The sequence below is a fragment of the Brevibacillus sp. NRS-1366 genome, from assembly GCF_050467985.1.
This window is the reverse complement of record NZ_JBITPN010000022.1, coordinates 694,161-710,881: the sequence shown is the minus strand read 5'-3', so window position 1 is coordinate 710,881 and position 16,721 is coordinate 694,161. Positions and strand designations below refer to the sequence as shown.

The 16,721-nt window shown below is 47.9% G+C and carries 19 protein-coding genes and 1 other annotated feature; of the genes, 11 read left to right on the top strand and 8 right to left on the bottom strand.

Annotated elements, in window-relative coordinates; genetic code table 11:
* Positions 1–10: 10 nt before the first annotated feature.
* From ACIFQN_RS20205 to ACIFQN_RS20175, 7 genes are all read left to right on the top strand, one after another.
* On the top strand, positions 11–274 hold the full coding sequence (locus ACIFQN_RS20205) for a YggT family protein (protein WP_429834809.1): 264 nt from the start codon (positions 11–13) through the stop codon (positions 272–274).
* Between the two features lie 12 nt (positions 275–286).
* On the top strand, positions 287–1,060 hold the full coding sequence (locus ACIFQN_RS20200) for an RNA-binding protein (RefSeq protein ID WP_429834808.1): 774 nt from the start codon (positions 287–289) through the stop codon (positions 1,058–1,060).
* A 100-nt stretch (positions 1,061–1,160) separates the two neighbouring features.
* On the top strand, positions 1,161–1,646 hold the full coding sequence (locus ACIFQN_RS20195; RefSeq protein ID WP_429834807.1) for a DivIVA domain-containing protein: 486 nt from the start codon (positions 1,161–1,163) through the stop codon (positions 1,644–1,646).
* 103 nt (positions 1,647–1,749) lie between these two features.
* Positions 1,750–2,025 (top strand) — a binding site (T-box leader).
* 49 nt (positions 2,026–2,074) lie between these two features.
* Positions 2,075–4,858, top strand: a complete 2,784-nt coding sequence (gene ileS, locus ACIFQN_RS20190) for an isoleucine--tRNA ligase (protein WP_429834806.1) — start codon at positions 2,075–2,077, stop codon at positions 4,856–4,858.
* A 164-nt stretch (positions 4,859–5,022) separates the two neighbouring features.
* Entirely contained in the window at positions 5,023–5,784 is a 762-nt protein-coding gene (locus tag ACIFQN_RS20185; protein ID WP_429834805.1) for a TraR/DksA C4-type zinc finger protein, read from the top strand.
* 20 nt (positions 5,785–5,804) lie between these two features.
* The gene (locus ACIFQN_RS20180) at positions 5,805–6,923 is read left to right on the top strand and encodes a mandelate racemase/muconate lactonizing enzyme family protein (protein WP_429834804.1); all 1,119 of its coding nucleotides are present in this window, start codon (positions 5,805–5,807) and stop codon (positions 6,921–6,923) included.
* Positions 6,924–6,938: 15 nt separating this feature from the next.
* Positions 6,939–8,324 carry an MFS transporter gene (locus tag ACIFQN_RS20175; protein WP_429834803.1) on the top strand — a complete coding sequence of 462 codons (1,386 nt, stop codon included), beginning with the start codon at positions 6,939–6,941 and terminating at the stop codon, positions 8,322–8,324.
* A gap of 79 nt (positions 8,325–8,403) precedes the next feature.
* On the opposite strand, the gene ACIFQN_RS20170 is transcribed toward ACIFQN_RS20175, so the two are convergent.
* Positions 8,404–8,877 carry an NUDIX domain-containing protein gene (locus tag ACIFQN_RS20170; protein WP_429834802.1) on the bottom strand — a complete coding sequence of 158 codons (474 nt, stop codon included), beginning with the start codon at positions 8,875–8,877 and terminating at the stop codon, positions 8,404–8,406.
* Positions 8,878–9,068: 191 nt separating this feature from the next.
* Here ACIFQN_RS20170 and ACIFQN_RS20165 point away from each other — a divergent pair, with 191 nt between their 5' ends.
* Both ACIFQN_RS20165 and ACIFQN_RS20160 read left to right on the top strand, forming a co-directional pair.
* Positions 9,069–10,412 (top strand): LCP family protein, encoded by a 1,344-nt coding sequence (locus ACIFQN_RS20165; protein WP_429834801.1) that lies wholly within the window; start codon positions 9,069–9,071, stop codon positions 10,410–10,412.
* 96 nt (positions 10,413–10,508) lie between these two features.
* The gene (locus ACIFQN_RS20160; protein ID WP_429834800.1) at positions 10,509–11,141 is read left to right on the top strand and encodes an Hsp20/alpha crystallin family protein; all 633 of its coding nucleotides are present in this window, start codon (positions 10,509–10,511) and stop codon (positions 11,139–11,141) included.
* Between the two features lie 105 nt (positions 11,142–11,246).
* Here ACIFQN_RS20160 and ACIFQN_RS20155 read toward each other — a convergent pair whose 3' ends face one another.
* The 6 genes from ACIFQN_RS20155 to ACIFQN_RS20130 are packed head-to-tail and all read right to left on the bottom strand — an operon-like array spanning position 11,247 to position 13,219.
* The gene (locus tag ACIFQN_RS20155) at positions 11,247–11,462 is read right to left on the bottom strand and encodes a spore germination protein (RefSeq protein WP_429834799.1); all 216 of its coding nucleotides are present in this window, start codon (positions 11,460–11,462) and stop codon (positions 11,247–11,249) included.
* 28 nt (positions 11,463–11,490) lie between these two features.
* Positions 11,491–11,865 carry a spore germination protein GerPE gene (locus ACIFQN_RS20150; RefSeq protein ID WP_429834798.1) on the bottom strand — a complete coding sequence of 125 codons (375 nt, stop codon included), beginning with the start codon at positions 11,863–11,865 and terminating at the stop codon, positions 11,491–11,493.
* A gap of 31 nt (positions 11,866–11,896) precedes the next feature.
* A complete protein-coding gene (locus ACIFQN_RS20145) occupies positions 11,897–12,070 on the bottom strand; it encodes a spore gernimation protein (protein WP_429834797.1) in 174 nt (57 codons plus the stop codon).
* Between the two features lies 1 nt (position 12,071).
* Complete coding sequence (locus ACIFQN_RS20140) at positions 12,072–12,686, bottom strand: spore germination protein GerPC (RefSeq protein WP_429834796.1); 615 nt, start codon at positions 12,684–12,686, stop codon at positions 12,072–12,074.
* 60 nt (positions 12,687–12,746) lie between these two features.
* Positions 12,747–12,971 carry a spore germination protein GerPB gene (locus tag ACIFQN_RS20135; protein ID WP_429834795.1) on the bottom strand — a complete coding sequence of 75 codons (225 nt, stop codon included), beginning with the start codon at positions 12,969–12,971 and terminating at the stop codon, positions 12,747–12,749.
* Positions 12,968–13,219, bottom strand: coding sequence for a spore germination protein (locus tag ACIFQN_RS20130; protein WP_429834794.1), 252 nt, complete (start codon positions 13,217–13,219; stop codon positions 12,968–12,970). The genes ACIFQN_RS20135 and ACIFQN_RS20130 overlap by 4 nt, the downstream gene beginning before the upstream one ends.
* A 155-nt stretch (positions 13,220–13,374) precedes the next feature.
* On the opposite strand from ACIFQN_RS20130, the gene ACIFQN_RS20125 reads away from it, so the two are divergent.
* On the top strand, positions 13,375–13,587 hold the full coding sequence (locus ACIFQN_RS20125) for a hypothetical protein (RefSeq protein WP_429834793.1): 213 nt from the start codon (positions 13,375–13,377) through the stop codon (positions 13,585–13,587).
* 1 nt (position 13,588) lies between these two features.
* Here the strand turns inward: ACIFQN_RS20125 and shc are convergent, their stop codons facing one another.
* Positions 13,589–15,508 (bottom strand): squalene--hopene cyclase, encoded by a 1,920-nt coding sequence (shc, locus tag ACIFQN_RS20120; RefSeq protein ID WP_429834792.1) that lies wholly within the window; start codon positions 15,506–15,508, stop codon positions 13,589–13,591.
* A 28-nt stretch (positions 15,509–15,536) separates the two neighbouring features.
* On the opposite strand from shc, the gene ACIFQN_RS20115 reads away from it, so the two are divergent.
* Positions 15,537–16,703: a DUF2515 domain-containing protein gene (locus ACIFQN_RS20115; protein ID WP_429834791.1), complete on the top strand. Its 1,167-nt coding sequence runs from the start codon at positions 15,537–15,539 to the stop codon at positions 16,701–16,703.
* The last annotated feature ends 18 nt before the right edge of the window (positions 16,704–16,721 follow it).

The following is a 16,721-nucleotide window of genomic DNA, read 5'->3' as shown; positions in this document are numbered from 1 at the left end:
GGGTGAGCCAATGGGTTACTTGTTAACAGTTCTTAATTTTGCTTTTACCGTTTATCAATTCATGATTATTGCGTACATACTGATGTCTTGGGTTCCTCAAATGCGGAGTACAGGCATCGGGCAGCTATTGGAACGACTGGTAGAGCCGTATTTGGCTCCTTTCCGTCGGTTCATTCCTACTTTGGGCTTTATCGACATTTCTCCCATTGTAGCTTTGATTGCCCTGCGTTTTGCATATGAAGGATTGTTTACCATTCTGCTGAAACTATCATAGGCGAGTGAACATATGAGTGTATTTGATCATTTTGCAAAAGAAGAACGTCCTTTTGTAGAACGGGCGCTGGAAATGCTGACGCTAGTAGAGCGTAAGCAGGCCATGCGCCTAACTGATTTTGTGGACCCGAGGCAGTTGATGATCTTCCAAAGCCTGGCTTCCCAGGTACAGGATGTGACTGTATCGAGTAGTGGGGGGTACGAAGGAGCAGAGCGCACACGAGTGATTCTGCACCCGGACTATCTCAGCCCAGAAACAGACGATTATCGAATTGCTCTACTCGCAATCAGGGCGGATCAGCGGTTTCATTCACTGGAACACCGGGATGTGATGGGAGCAATCCTCGGTGTTGGCATGAAAAGAGAAAAATTTGGCGATATGATAACGGATGCAGACGGCTGTTTTGTCATTGTAGGTGAGGAAATAGCTGATTTCGTCTGTACGCAAGTAACGCAAATACATCGAACATCCGTGCAAATCAAGCGGGTACAGTGGGAAGATTTCAAGCCTCCCGCAGCACGTTATGTCGAAAAGACGATTACAGTGCCGTCCCCACGTATCGACGCCATCTTGGGAGAGGTGCATAACCTTTCTCGGGCGAAAGCGTTGGTTCCGATCCGGGCAGGCAAGGTGAAAGTCAACTGGAAGGCTGTAGAAGATCCCTCACACCAATTGCGCATGGGAGACATGGTGTCGATGGCTGGCTTTGGACGCTTCAAGCTGCTCGAGGTCTCAGGTCCCACGCGAAGCGGCAGACTGCGCATGATTGTAGGACTAGTTACATAAGATGAAAGAGAACGCAAAAATTTGTAAAATTGGGCAGGAAACAAAGCAATTCCTGTCGAAAACATAGGGAACGAATTATCGGGAAAAGTGGGGGGTTCATGTGCCATTAACGCCATTGGATATACATAATAAAGAATTCAGCACAGGCTTTCGCGGGTATAATATCGACGAAGTGAATGAATTTCTCGATCAGGTGATTAAGGACTTTGAGCTCCTGATTAAAGAAAAAAAAGAAACGGAAGAGCGCGTCGCTATTTTGAATGAACGCGTCGATTATTATAAGAGCCTGGAAGAGAATTTGAGCAAATCGATTCTCGTTGCCCAAGAAACAGCAGAGGATGTAAAATCCAATGCGCGCAAGGAAGCTCAATTGATTTTAAAAGAGGCAGAGAAAAATGCTGATCGAATCGTCAACGAAGCGCTTGCGAAATCTCGTAAAATCGCGATCGAAATCGAGGAATTGAAAAAGCGGGCATCCGTTTATCGCATGCGTTTCCGGACATTGCTTGAAGCCCAACTGGAAATGCTCGAAAATGGTGCCTGGGATGATATCGAGCAGGCAGATTCGGCGGTAGCGGTTGAATAAATCGTTGACGTTCGGTTGATGATGGTACTATAATGAAAGACAAACTTTTTCGATCACAATAATCCATATGAAGCTGCTGAATCACATACACAATCAGTTGCTTCAATAGACGATGAACGGGAAGAGTACGCGAGACGGCACTGTCAAAGAGAGTCGGGAACAGGTGAAAACCCGATCAGTAGCATTCGCTGAAAATCACCCGGGAGTTCAATACCCGAAACCCTCATGTAGTCTTTTCCAAGATGAAAACAGGGGAGTAAGTGAGCGCGTCATTCCCGTTATGAATGAGACAAGTGGAGCGGATTTTTCATTGGCTTTTTTAGTCAACGATCTTCGCTCAATCAGGGTGGTACCACGGGAGCTTTCTCTCGTCCCTTTTTTAGGGATGAGTGAAGGCTTTTACTATTTTTTAGGAGTGAAATCAGGCCATGGATTACAGCAAAACCTTATCACTACCAAAAACCGATTTCCCAATGCGCGGCAATTTGCCAAATCGCGAGCCGCAAATGCAGACAGCGTGGGAAGAAATGGACATTTATCAACAAGTACAAGAGCGTACAGCTGGACGCCCGTCTTTTATTTTGCATGATGGCCCTCCTTATGCGAATGGAGATATTCATATCGGCCATGCCTTGAACAAAATCCTCAAAGACTTCATCGTACGCTATAAGTCAATGGCAGGCTTCACCGCACCATACATTCCAGGCTGGGACACACACGGACTCCCAATCGAGCAAGCTATCGTCAATGCACAAGGCTTGGACCGTCGTAGCATTGAAGTCAACGATTTCCGCAAGCGCTGTGAAGAGTATGCGTGGTCCTATATCGACAAGCAGCGGGATCAATTCAAACGATTGGGTATTCGCGGCGATTGGGAAAACCCATACGTAACACTTTTGCCTGAGTACGAAGCCAATCAGATTCAAGTTTTTGGTGAGATGGCGAAAAAAGGCTACATTTACAAAGGGCTGCGCTGTGTATACTGGTCTCCGTCTTCTGAAACGGCATTGGCTGATGCCGAAATCGAATATAAAGACAAGCGCTCGCCTTCTATTTATGTCAGCTTCCAGGTGGTAGACGGAAAAGGCAAGCTGGATACAGAAACCGGTGTCGTGATTTGGACGACTACTCCATGGACGCTGCCAGCTAACTTGGCGATTTCGCTGCACCCAGAGCTGGAGTATAGTGTCGTGAAAGCAGACGGCCGCAAATTCCTCGTCGCGAGCGGCCTTCTCGAAGCTGCCAGCAAGGAAATCGGCTGGGGGAATGTGGAAGTTCTGTCTTCCATTAAAGGTCAGGAACTGGAAGGCGTGCTTACCCAGCATCCGTTCTATGACCGCACATCCCTGCTCATCCTGGGCGAGCACGTCACGCTCGATGCAGGTACTGGCTGCGTTCATACAGCGCCAGGGCACGGGGAAGACGACTTTAACGTCGGTCAAAAATACGACTTGGGAGTGCTTTGCCCAGTCGATCACGAAGGCAAAATGACGGGTGAAGCTCCTGGCTTTGAAGGTCTTTTCTACGAAGATGCGAACAAGGTTATTACGGAAAAGCTGAAAGAAAACGGAGCGCTGCTGAAGCTCAGCTTCTTTACGCACTCCTATCCGCATGACTGGCGTACCAAAAAACCAGTGATTTACCGTGCGACAGAGCAGTGGTTTGCATCCATCGACGGTTTCCGCGAACAAATGCTGGAAGCAATCAAAAATGTAAAATGGATCCCGCATTGGGGCGAAACTCGTCTGGCTAACATGATTGCTGACCGCGGTGACTGGTGCATTTCCCGTCAGCGCGTCTGGGGTGTTCCGATCCCGATCTTCTATTGCAAAGCATGTAATGAACCAATCATCAATGACACGACGATCAACCATATTTCCAACCTGTTCCGCAAAGAAGGCTCGTCCGTCTGGTTCGCGCGCGAAGCAAACGAATTGGTGCCAGAAGGACTTTCCTGCACCAAATGCGATTGCAAGGATTTCCGTAAAGAAACCGATATTATGGACGTTTGGTTCGACTCTGGCTCTAGCCACCAGGCTGTACTGAGAGAGCGCGGACTGAGCTGGCCTGCTGATTTGTACCTCGAAGGCTCTGACCAATATCGTGGATGGTTCAACTCCTCCTTGTCGACTAGTGTTGCGGTTTATGGGACAGCGCCTTATAAAGGGGTGTTGAGCCACGGCTTCACTCTCGATGGCGAAGGACGCAAAATGTCCAAATCGCTAGGGAATACGATTGTTCCGCAACAAGTCATCAATAGCATGGGTGCAGACATTTTGCGTCTGTGGGTAGCTTCTGTTGACTATCAGGCAGATCAACGCATTTCCGATGCAATCTTGAGCCAGATCGCGGAAGTATATCGTAAAATCCGCAATACGTTCCGTTTCTTGCTTGGTAATCTCGATGGTTTCGACCCTGCAAAGGATCGTGTAGCTTATGAGCAGTTGGGCGAGCTGGATCGCTATGTACTGGCGAAAGCAGCAAAAATGGTAAGCCGTGTACGAAAAGCGTACGATGAATACCAGTTCCATACGGTATTCCACTCCGTTCGCAATTTCTGCGTCATCGATCTCTCTGCTTTCTATCTCGATATTTGTAAAGACCGTCTGTATGTGGAAGCACCAGATAGCCTCAAACGCCGCGCAGCGCAAACGGTTATGTATGATTGCCTGCTCGGCCTGGTGAAGCTGGTAGCACCACTTTTGCCGCATACTGCTGATGAAGTGTGGGCTTTCGTTCCAGGTGTAACAGAGAAAAGCGTACAACTGACGGATATGCCAGAAGCAAACGAGCAGCACCTGGACTTCTCCGCAGATGATGAGAAGAAATGGGACGCTTTCCTCGAGGTACGTGATGAAGTACTCAAGGCGATGGAAGAAGCACGCCGCAACAAAGTGTTCGGTAATTCCGTAGACGCCAAGCTGGCACTTTATCCACAGACAGAGGAAGTAGCCAAAACACTCGCTTCTATGGATGATTTGGCTGATTTGTTCATCGTGGCTCATGTGGATCTGCACGCGCACGGTGTAGGGGCGTCCGCAGAAGCTACGCAGCTGGAAGGGATTGCGGTAGTCGTTTCTGCGGCAGATGGTGTGAAATGCGAACGTTGCCGTGTGGTAAAACTGGATGTAGGCGCAAGCGAGGCTCATCCTTCCATTTGCGGACGTTGTGCCGACATCGTAGAAGAACACTACGCACATGTAACAGAGTAAATGCGTGCACATTGCTGAATGGAAAAACCTGCTATTCCTTTACGGATGGCAGGTTTTTTCTTTTACGTGGAGCACCATCCTAGGGCCGGGCTTTTCGTGGGTTATTTACATGGCTCTGTAGACATACTACCTGTTGAGGAAACCAAACGAAGGTGGTGGCCGACTTGGACCAAAATAAGCTGGCTAGCTTCAAGGAAAAGCTGCTTGAACAAAAGAAAGAACTCGAAGATCGCGTTCAGGACCATTATGGCATGAGAGAGCCGATGACAACTTCCTTGCAGGAGTTTTCCATGTACGATAATCATCCCGCAGACATTGGCAGTGAGATGTTTGAACGGGAAAAGGACTTGGCTCTGGACAGTCTGGACCGAGAGACCCTGAAGGAAATTGATCAAGCCCTGACACGGATGGATGAAGGGACCTACGGAATCTGCAGCGTTTGTGGCGAAGCAATCTCAGAAGAGAGGCTCGAAGCTTTGCCACAGGCCCAGACGTGCAAGGAGCACGCACCAGCTCCGTCGATCAACGAGTCACGTCCGATCGAGGAGGAGTTTATGCAGCCTCCTTTTGGACGAACCTCTCTGGATGAAAAAGAGGGACAAAATGGCTTTGACGGGGAAGACGCTTGGCAGATTGTCGAGGCGTGGGGGACTTCCAGTACACCGTTTTCATTCGTGGACAATGACAAGACGGATTATAAGGAAATGTATATCGAAAGTGATGAGCCAGATGGCTTTGTAGAAGCAGTAGAAGAAATCGGCTATACGGGAATCGAAGGTTATCATGGACCAGACAGCGTTCATTTCATGCGAAGTGGCACGTATGAAGAGTACATGCGCAAAGGAGAGGGGAAAGGGAATTACCTTGACTACGACGAGTATGAGGAAGAACGTGCCGAACGCGAAGGGCGCAATGATTTGTTGTGACGGGGGGATCTTGACCTGACATGCAAATCGAACGCATCGAAACGTATCCGCTGCTTTATCGTTTGCCCGAGGCGTATGGAGATGCCAATGGCTACAAGCGATACCGGACTTCGTATCTCATTCGAATCATTACCCGGTCGGGAATAGAAGGCTGGGGCGAAGTAATTGATTGGCTTCCCACTTTGGACAAAGGCTTTCGGGAGCGCATTATCCCTTTTCTTCTGGGTAAGCTAGCAACCAATAGGGTAGCGCTTGTCGATGTAATCAGCAAGTGGCATCAACGTTCAGCGGCAGGGATCAGTATGGCACTGACAGAAATCGTCGCTAAAGCAGCAGGGATGTCGGTTTGTCAATTATGGGGTGGGATGATTCACCCCGCTATTCCTGTTTATGCATCCTTTCAGTCCTACACAGAACGTGAAGACTGGATGCAACAATCTATCATGAATGTAACAAAGCAGGTAGAGTCTGGATTTACCAAGGTCAAAGTAAAAATCGGCGGAAAAGCGATACGCGATGATCAAAAGCATATAGAAGCGCTGATGAAAACCTTGCCAGAAGAAATACAGGTAGCAGTAGATGCTAATCAAAGCTATGATCTGGCTTCAGCTGCGAAATGGAATTGTCTCTTTTCCAGATATGCCAACTGGATGTGGTTAGAGGAGCCAATGCCAATGGAGCGGACAGAGGAATACGTCAAATTGCGTGCAGCCCTCTCCATTCCGCTGGCTGGAGGAGAGAACTTGGTCCGCTGTGCACAGTTTTTGCCCCTGTATAAGCAGGGAGCTATTGATATCGCTCAACCGGATTTATTGCATACGGAAGGCATCGAAGATTTTCGAACGCATCTTCAAATCGCACGTCAATTTGGGTTCCGAGTCTCTCCCCACTCGTTTGACGGAGGTTTAGCCAGGCTCTATACGATGTTTGCACAATCTTGCCTTTTGGCGTGGACAAAGATGGATGCAGAGCCGATTGAGCCTGTTGAGTGGGATGTGATGGAAAACCCTTTTACGTACTTGTTTCCTGTCCATCTTTCCAATGGCAAAGTAAAGCTGCCGGATGGAATTGGGATTGGCGTCGAGCCGAATTGGGAAATTATCAACGCGATGCGCTGGGATGGCAGCGCCTATGCGTAAGACGAGGAGTTTCGTATGGCACAAAATGCGAAAAACCTGATTGGACTAACGGGCATCCCACTGGTCATGGTTCTGGGTAACTCTATGCTGATTCCCGTCTTGCCTACAATGAAAACGAAGCTGCATCTCACATCGTTGCAAACAAGCCTGTTGATCACAGCTTTTTCAATCGCAGCCGGGATTGTGATACCACTTGCTGGGTATTTGTCGGATCGCTTCGGTAGAAAAATCGTGATTATCATCGCACTCGCTTTGTACGGGGTGGGAGGATTGATGGCAGGGCTTAGCGCATTGTGGATAGACAAGCCGTATATGATGATTATGGGCGGTCGGGTATTACAAGGAATCGGGGCGGCAGGTACTGCACCCATTGCGATGGCTTTAGTTGGAGATCTGTTCAACGGGGCATCAGAGAGTAGAGCTTTGGGGCTTATGGAGACATCCAACGGGCTGGGAAAAGTGTTGAGTCCAATTTTCGGTTCTTTACTTGCTCTGATTTCATGGTATATGGTCTTCCTGGCGTTTCCGATTATTTGTGGGGTCATATTGATCCTTTTCCTGTTTATGACGAAGGAAAAGAAACAAGAGAGACAGCCACTGCCGCTGGGGCAGTACATGCATTCGATCGGAGGAGTATTCAAGCAGCATGGAAAATGGCTGGTACCTGCGTTTTTTATCGGGAGTATCTGCCTGTTTACCTTATTTGGCGTGTTATTCTACCTGTCTGATTTACTGGAAGAAAAGTACAAGATTGATGGCGTGTTGAAAGGCGGAATTTTGGCTGTGCCTTTGCTGGTGATGAGCATTGCAGCTTATGTAACCGGGCTCGTCATCAAAAAGAAGCTGGGCTTGATGCGATTATTTGTCATCGTAGGCATGTTCATGCTCGCGGCATCGTACATCCTTGCCAGCTTTGTAAAAGGAGCCTATGCGCTCATTGGTATTCTCGTGATTGGCAGCCTGGGAACAGGACTCATTTTGCCCTGCTTGAACAGCATGATTGTGGGGGCTGTACAAAAGTCAGAGCGGGGAATGATTACCTCACTCTATAGCGGTGTCCGTTTTATTGGAGTGGCTGTCGGTCCGCCTGTTTTTACTTGGCTGCTCGGTATTTCCCGTACCGTCATGTTTAGCGCGATTGCCGGCTTGTCGCTTGTATTTGGGGTCATCGCGATCTTTTTCTTAAAGCCAAAGCAAGCCGATGTGCAGTCGCAGGGAAATGGAGAACAAACTCAAAAAGATAAAGAGACTGAGGCCTGGCGTCATGTTTCAGAGGTGCTCGGGATAGAACCAGAGACAATGGAAACAAAGCAAAGAGAGCATGCTGTTCAGAAATTCGGGTTTGATCCCAATGAACTAGTGAAGCGGGTACTTTCTGGTAAAAAGGAAAAAGAAAAATAAGAACAAGCATCCTGCCCCCTTGGTTAAAACGCGTCTCGTTAAAAAGGAGGTAGGACTGTCTGTTATTAAAAATCGAGGCTTAGCTGGTAGCATAAGGATGGCGCATGGCTTGCGCGAGTGTCAGTGGATAGATATCGTCGTAGAGCAAGCGGCTAAAAAGCGGGTTGCCTTTTACTTTCATAGGGATCTCATCAAAAAGGATGGATTCCAAGACATCAGAGCCGGATGGTTCCATGCTACATTGCAAGACTCTTCCTACATAAATATCTTTTCTCATTTCTCCATTAATCGTATATTGCCCAATTCGTTCTATTCCTTCCAAAATGGCACCCGTTTCTTCATAGGTTTCACGAATGGCAGCAGCCAAACTGCTTTCACCTGGCTCTACTTTTCCCCCAGGTAGCTCGATGCCTCGTGTACGGTGGCGGGTAAACAGCAGTTTGCCTTGCCAAAAGGCAAAGATAAGGACGTGGCGTGCCTCGTGCTGTCTATATACCTGCGGGTCAAAAGTCAGCGTCACAGGCAAGCCAAAGTCATCGGAAAAAGCGTACATGACCTGCTCTCCTTCGTCTACACGGTTTTTTAGATAAGGTTAGACTACCTGTTTCGTATCTGGAGTGCAAGAACCTAGAGGGCTCATCGTCATGATTCTACAATTAATCGCCAGAATGTGGTAAAATAGGACAAAAGTTTTTCCGGAAAAATAGAAAAAACTCGTGATCAGAAGAGGAGTGATCCAAAGACGTGCCCTCCAAGAAAGAGAAACTCCCCGTTCCTGTAAAATCAACGCGTAAGAAGAAAAATCGCGGACAGCGGGGCAAAGGATTGTATTTGCTTTTGGCGAGTTGTCTGATGCTCTGTTTGCTGGCGATTGGAGTGGGCTATGTGCTCAGTGAAATGAACAAAACGCTTGAAGCCGTAACGGATGATCCGTACAAGCTTCCTGATCAGCCGATTGTAGAACAGCCATATGAAGAGAAAAAATCTCTATCCTTCGTAATAGTTGGCGTGGATACCCGTAAAAATATCGGCATGCTGAATACAGATGTGCTCGTCGTAGCAGTCGCAAATCCAGTCACGCAAAAACTCACGATGGTTTCATTGCCTCGCGATACTCGTGTCCAGATTCCGGGTCACCAGGGCTATCACAAAATCAACGAAGTGTTTGCACTGGGAGAAAATATAAAGAAGACAGCGGAAAGTAAGGGAGAAACGGTCACGGAAAATGGAATGACCTTGCTGAAGAAAACACTGGAGCATATGCTGGGTGTGTCCGTCGGTCATTATGTCCAGCTTGATTTTGAGGGCTTTACCGCTGTGATCGACAAGCTGGGGGGCGTCAAGGTAGACGTGGATCGCGATCTCGTCTATGAGCTTCCCAAAGAAGGGGTTTATCGCAATCTGAAAAAAGGAACACAGGTACTCAATGGTGAACAGGCGCTAGGGTTTGTCCGCCATCGCTTGGACAAGCGTGGAGATGCCTACAATTCCAGTGACTTTGACCGAAATCGTCGGCAGCAGCAGGTAATCCGTGCAGTTGCAGACAAGGTTGTCTCCATGGAAGGGATCGCAAGCTTGACAGCCGTCATGGATACAGTAGGCAAGCACATAAAAACAAATCTTTCCAAAGATCAGATCAAAGGATTGGCGCTCGATTTCGGTAAGCTCAGCTCGGAAAATATGATTTCTTTGGACAACGGGGCAGTTTGGAGCTCACCGTATTCACTTTGGCCATTGGAAAACATGCAGACTGTTCGTACCGCTCTGCGAACAGAAATGGGTGAATCCACGCTTGAGACTGCACAACTGAGTAATGCTGCCGTGGCTGAAGTAGCCAAGGTTGAAATGAAGTCTAACCCGAAACCAGGGGTACAGTCCAAGCCTGCCACTTCTGTAAAGGATCAGCCCAAGAGTGAAAAGCCGACTACCCAGAAGCCATCACCGAAGCCGTCGACGCAGCCATCTTCTGCCGAGGGAACCGGCGATCAGGTAGAACAGCCACCTCCGAGTGACATGCCGCCCCCTGATATTCTTGACCCGCCAGCACCAGTGACAGAGTACACTGACAATGCGCAAAATGGCGAATAGAGAATAACACTCACCCAGGCAAACGTACATATACTGGATTTGAGGTACGAGTGTACTGGTTTTCCTTACCTGTTTGAAGGAGGGGAGGCGTTATTCTTGAAAAATTTGCAGGAAACAATGAAACAATTGCAAAAAGCATCTGAAAGCTTATCCAGATTGAGCATGGACCAGGAACATCCGTGGAAAGCGTTAAGCCAGATGAATCAGATCCTGGACACCAGTTTTTGGGAGAATTTAGTCAGCCTTAACAACCATTCGATCCAAAATCCGCAAGCGCAATCGAATAAGATTGTTCCAGCCGTTAAGAAGTCAAAGAACAAAGGGAAGGAAAAAGAAAAGGGAAGAACAGCTGAAAAAGGAAAGGAAAGGCCATTTCCCATCGTACGGATAAACGATGGGGAAACTTTTCCCGCAATCGATATCTTCCAAACGGATCAGCTCGTCATTGTATGCTGTGAGCTCCCGGGCTTTGCCCGTGACAGTCTGGAAGTCACGCTGACCGATCAGCGTCTGTTGGAGTTAAAGGGAGAGATCAAAGAACATGATTATCAGTCCTCACGTATCCAAATGGAGCGCTATTATGGGCCTTTTTATCGGGAGATCGAGCTACCGGCGCCAGTCAGCTCAACAGGAATGAAAGCGAAGTATCAGGATGGATTGCTGGAATTATTTCTAGCCAGAGATCATTCTGCTAGGGAAAGAAAAACAACTTTTAAAGCAAATTTGTAGAGAGGGTCATAAAGCCTTCTCTTTTTCTTTTCCAGCGTTTCTGATCATACCTTGTCCCATTCCTGACAAAAAGAGTGCTAATGAAAATTCATTAACACTTTAGCCTTACACATTACCAACCAATGGCTGGTCGACCACACTTGGATCAAGCGTATTCGTAGAACTGATGCCATTGATCGTGTTTACGAGGTTACCTGTATTTCCGCCACCCGAGCCGGAAAAAGTCTTGGTCGCGCTTTTCGGAGAAATGTTCAGCGTGTCGCCAAAATTTACCGTACCCGAGTTGCTGTTGATATTGACGGCTCCAATAACTGAAGGCAAACCATCTCTCCTCCCTCCACTATGCCCTTTACGGCTCGTTTTTTAGAAGATGGCGGATATTTTTTATTCGAGACTCCAAAGAGATAGACTGACTCGAGCCAACATGGATAACAGCTGAGGCGGCAGCGAAGTCAACCGTCACCTTATTCACACGAATAGCAGGGATTTCGTGAAAGGTGTACATATCGATTGACTCGGATAGAACTGGAAGTGGAATCGGCTCGCAAAAGAGCAGATTATCCCTGAAAAGAAATTCATTTTCATAAAAAATTGCGGTTTCGCGTTGAACAGCAAGTACGTTGGCAAGCGTAGTCACTTCTTTGGAATCCCCGATTTGCAAAACAGATGAAGTATCTATGGAAATATTGGTTAAGGAATGTACATGGCTTGTTCGCTCCGGCATATGCTATTTCTAGCTCCTTTATCGCACAAAGTTACCTTCTGCGTGGAGTGGTGACACCGACAATCAAGGTTTCAGGCGGAGTCTCAAAGATAGACATGAGGGTAACGGTTTGGGTGTCCCCAATAAACAAGGAGCTTCCGGTCACTATTTCTTGGAGCTTGAGGTTTCCAACGCAAATGTCACCGTTCGTAACGTGATAAATCATGTCAGGAATCGCCCCTCTCGCGCGGCAAATTTTTAAGAAAGGTTTCGCATGTCTTTTCAATATCTCGTTTCACTTTTTGGACGGTTTTTTGTTCCCAAGCGTCAATCTGCTCCGGCTCCCACCCGGTAGTGTCCATTTGGCCCAGGTAATGGCGAATGCGCTGATCGATCTGTCTCTTGATATCATCCATAATGAATCCGCGATAAGCATCGTCGAGCGGGTATCCACACTCTTCTTCAATGCGTTCAAGCACCCCGTACGCATCACGATCCAAATAATCATTGATTTCTTTTTGGACACGCTCAAAGGCGGGAGATGTCCTCTTGGGATCTGCTGGCACATCCATCTGTTGGTTAATGGCAAAATCGCCAATGGATGAATCAGAGCCCTTGGGATTTAGACCGATGTTTAGCGTGCCTTCCAATCTCTCGACCTTCAAAAGATCGAACTTATATTCATTTTTAATCACGGACGGAACTTGTTTTTCCTTTAGTTCATTGACGTCCTGTTGCAATTGCTCGATCATTTGCTTCATTGACTCTATTTTTTTGTTTTGTACATGCATATAGTCATGTAACTGCTGAAAATACTGCATCATCTCCGGACTCATGTACATGACGATCATCCTTCTCTTCATCAAGCATAAAGCATATGGATTAAAGCTGATCCAGCGCTACTAGCGCGAAGGTTCTACCAATGGAACAAGCGGAACGAATTCTTCAGACACTCTTTCGGGCTGTGGTCCCGCTGCTGGCGCTGGCCCTGTAAAGCCACCGGTGTTGTAAAGCTGAGCCAAAGGTTTAATGATACCCGCACTTCCAATTTGACAAACGGACGAATTGGAAATGCCATCAATTTTCAGATTGTGAATGACAATATTTTGATGAACAAAAAAATTCATGTACAATCCCGTCCCTTGGTCGTGGATTCCTTCATTTCCTCCACAAATACGGGCCAATTTTCGCCACGCGCCTCATTCACATAAACGACACTTTTCGGAATCTTGAAGGACAGATTGGTTCCTGAATTAAAAGATCCTCCGCCCGCGAAGGTTTTGGTGTAGCTGACAGGTGCGATTTTGCGGACATCCCCGACGTTGAAGACACCACTAATGCTATTCACATTAATGACTCCGACAATGGCTGGCATCTTCCCACATCCTTTTGAGGAATCCTTTTTGTATTCTATGTGATTGGCCAGTGGGTGTTCATACCTGTTTTTGAGACGGTTTCCCACCGCTGGGCATAACATGCAGTAGCGTCACAAAGAGGTGATGACTTGGAAACAAGAAGGAGCATGAAAAGATGCCACTGAAAATGAAGGTCAACAACAAAAAAATAGCGATAGAAGAAATGGAGATTGATGGAGTGCAAAAGTCGTCGCTTGTTTTAATCGGAGATGCAGACGTAATCTCCTGTACGGCTGTATTTGATACACCAAGGGATTCGCTGATTATTAGCAAAGAGGTGCCGATCAAGCCGATCACGAAAGATGCGTGTGCATCCGTACTGGAATAGGTCAGGTACCGCTAAATTTTTGCCTGTACTGGCTCAGGGCGAGAAGCGGCCAAATCCACTGATAACTATGGTAAGCAAAATACGTTCCGCCGGGTCGTCCTCCCCCGGTTGGATAGGTACTGGTCCAATCCTGCCTGCCAAGATTACGGGTTAAAAAGAGGATGCCGTGTGTAAGAGATGACGGCGGTTCAGGGAATACAGCGATTAGGGTATCGACTGCCCAGGCCGTCTGCGAGGGGGTACTCGCACCGAGCGGGACGTATTTTTTCTTTTCGTCGCTCTGACAAGACTCCCCCCAGCCCCCATCGGCATTTTGCTGTTTGATCAACCATTGAGCAGCCTTTTGGATAGCAGGGTGATCCGCCGAGACTCCGACAGCCCTCATTCCGGTTATCGCAGCCCACGTGCCGTAGATAAAAGAAATGCCCCATCTTCCGTACCAGGACCCGTCAGCCTCTTGATGGGCGAGGAGCCAGCGAACCGCTTTATCCACACGAGGATCTGATAGCTTCAGGCTAGCGTACGATCCAAGAAATTCCAGTGTCCTGCCAGTCAAATCAGCAGAAGAAGGATCTGTACTCACTGTATCGGCACCTTCGATTGGCAACCTGCGAATCAATGGCGAATCCGTATTTTTCTCAAAGGCAGGCCAACCGCCATCGTCATTTTGCATGGATAATACCCAGTCCAAACCACGCTTCCAGGCTGCTTGCGTAGATCCATCCCGTTGAGAATAAGAATGAAGGGCACGCAAGGCAGCAGTCGTATCGTCGATGTCTGGGTTCATCGTATTGTAATCAGAGAACCCCCAACCACCAGGACTCGCACCTGGGTTGCGAATTTTCCAGTCGCCGTATGTTGTTTGTTGCTTGGAGCGCAGGTAGCGATTTGCTTTTTGAATCGCCGGATGAACAGACGAGAGTCCACTTCGCTGCAATGTGTAAGACAGTAAAGCCGTATCCCAGACGGCCGACGTAGCAAGCTGCAAGTGGACTCCTGCATCTGTTTGACAGACGGAGGCTTTTAGCCCCTGAACGGCCTTTAGAATGATTGGATCGGTAGGGGGGTAGCCGCGGGCAAGGAGTGCAAAAATCATGAAGTACGTGGAAGTCGAGTAATTGTACAGCGTTCCGTCCGGTTCAATCCGCGCAAGGATATATTGCTCAAGTCTACGAAGAGCCAGCTCGTGCAGTTGCCCAGGCAGAAAAGGAAGCTTTTGAACATAATCGTGGATAGAGGAGAGAAAGCTTTGCCCCTCTCTGGCAAAGTCTTCGAGCATGAGGTGAGGATAGACGCCTGGCGCAATCGGAGTCACCGTATACAGATCGGACAAGTCAGGTGTGTAAGGGAGCTTTGTTACATATTTGCGATCGGCGCAAATCATGATGGGGGCGAGGTGGACGCGGGCATATCCGACGAAATCATAAAAGCTGAGCGGGAAGCTCGGGTGCAGCAGCGTCAGTTCTACCGGAACGATAAAATGGGCAGGCCATTGATATTGGCCCGTCAAAGCTGTTGTTAGCTTGGTCAGCATATTGGCTTTTGTGAGCCCACCGTTTTCGCGGATAAACGAGCGAGCGAGGGTCATTTTTGGGTCATTTTTTGTAAAACGTCCAGAAAACAAAAGAGCATAGTAGCAGTCAATCGTTGTGGATAAATGGCCTTGTTTTTCATCCGGATATAGCTTCCAGGCGCCGTTGTCTTGCTGCTTCGATGCGATGTGTCCCGTGAGCTTTTCGATCAAATCCTCATCATCAATCCCAAGTGTACGCAATAGGATGATCATGTGAGAATCTGTCATCGGAGAGCTTTCCAGACAAAAGCGCCAGGAACCATCCGCTGTTTGTCTGTCCAGCAAAAAAGACTGGATACTTCGGATTGCTGGCTGTACATCGTGCATTTCATTCACCTCCGAAATCATACAGGACGCAAAGAGAGGAGGGGCGGATGTGAAATGGCCATGGCATGATTTTCGACCTCTCCTGCCTCTGCAAAAAGAATTAAAGAAGGTAACTACCCCATTGCTCCCACATGAACAGGCTGCTGTGGAAAAAATCAGGCAGCAGACACGAGAACGAAATGGTGACAATGTAGACAGAACACGCGCCTATTTGGATTATTACCTTAGGCGTTCCGAAATCCATTGGGCACTGCTGGCTCATCTGGTTTCAAGAAATGCAGGGTGGAATATGACGGACTTGCGTGGCGAACTTTTGCCGCGATTACTTTCTGCCAAGGAACAGACTGACTACTTCTCGTTTTTGGAGCGGGGGAATTGGCTTATCTTTCATGATGTCTACCCTCAATTATTACTGTATGAGGAAAGCGTAAAGCGACAGACCAACCTTTTTCATCTACTTCCTCATCTTCAAGTATCCGCATTTATGCAAGGGGTCTGGAACCATTTTTGGAAAACGGGTGACCGGGAGCTGCTTGCGATCGGCTTGATCATTAACGAGCAAAATTATTTGGAAGCGCAGGTCATGCGAGATCCAGGGTATCAGAATACAGTGGTGCGGACGTTGCCTTTTACTCTCCAAGAGCTGATGCAGCTTAATCAAATCCTTTTTCCGTATGAGGAAGAGAGCAGGGATGGCAGCTTTGGGCAAGAAATCCGCGATAGGAGAACAAGTCCCATACAGGTAATCGGACAAATCGTCTCGCATTTTGCCTCCCTGCCCGAACGTATCGCGTTGGGCAAAAGCTTGTACGCACTATTGTTCGGCACATCGGCATATTTCGATGGCGTACTGGCATGGACGAAGCGGCAAGTCCATACAGGATCGAGAAAAGACTTTTGGCCGCATTTGTTCCATGATGTAAACGAATCCGTCCCTGGCAAGCCTTATCAGAAAAAAGTAGTGAACTGCCAGATCAAGCAGGGAGCGAATCGTCTGTACTCCCCCACGCTTACATATGCGTGGAAGCCAGTTATACATGAACGGCCATCTGCCGAAGATTGGTATCGGGGTCAGGAGGACGTCTTGGGTCAGCTTACCTATGCTAAGATGCCGGATGCTTCGGTCGAGATGGGCGAAACATACTGCAAAACCGTCGAGAAAATGGAGCTGGCAGTGGTGGCGCGGGGAAAAATTTTTGGTACACGAGCTTTTTAGGAAATGATTCCCTCTTCT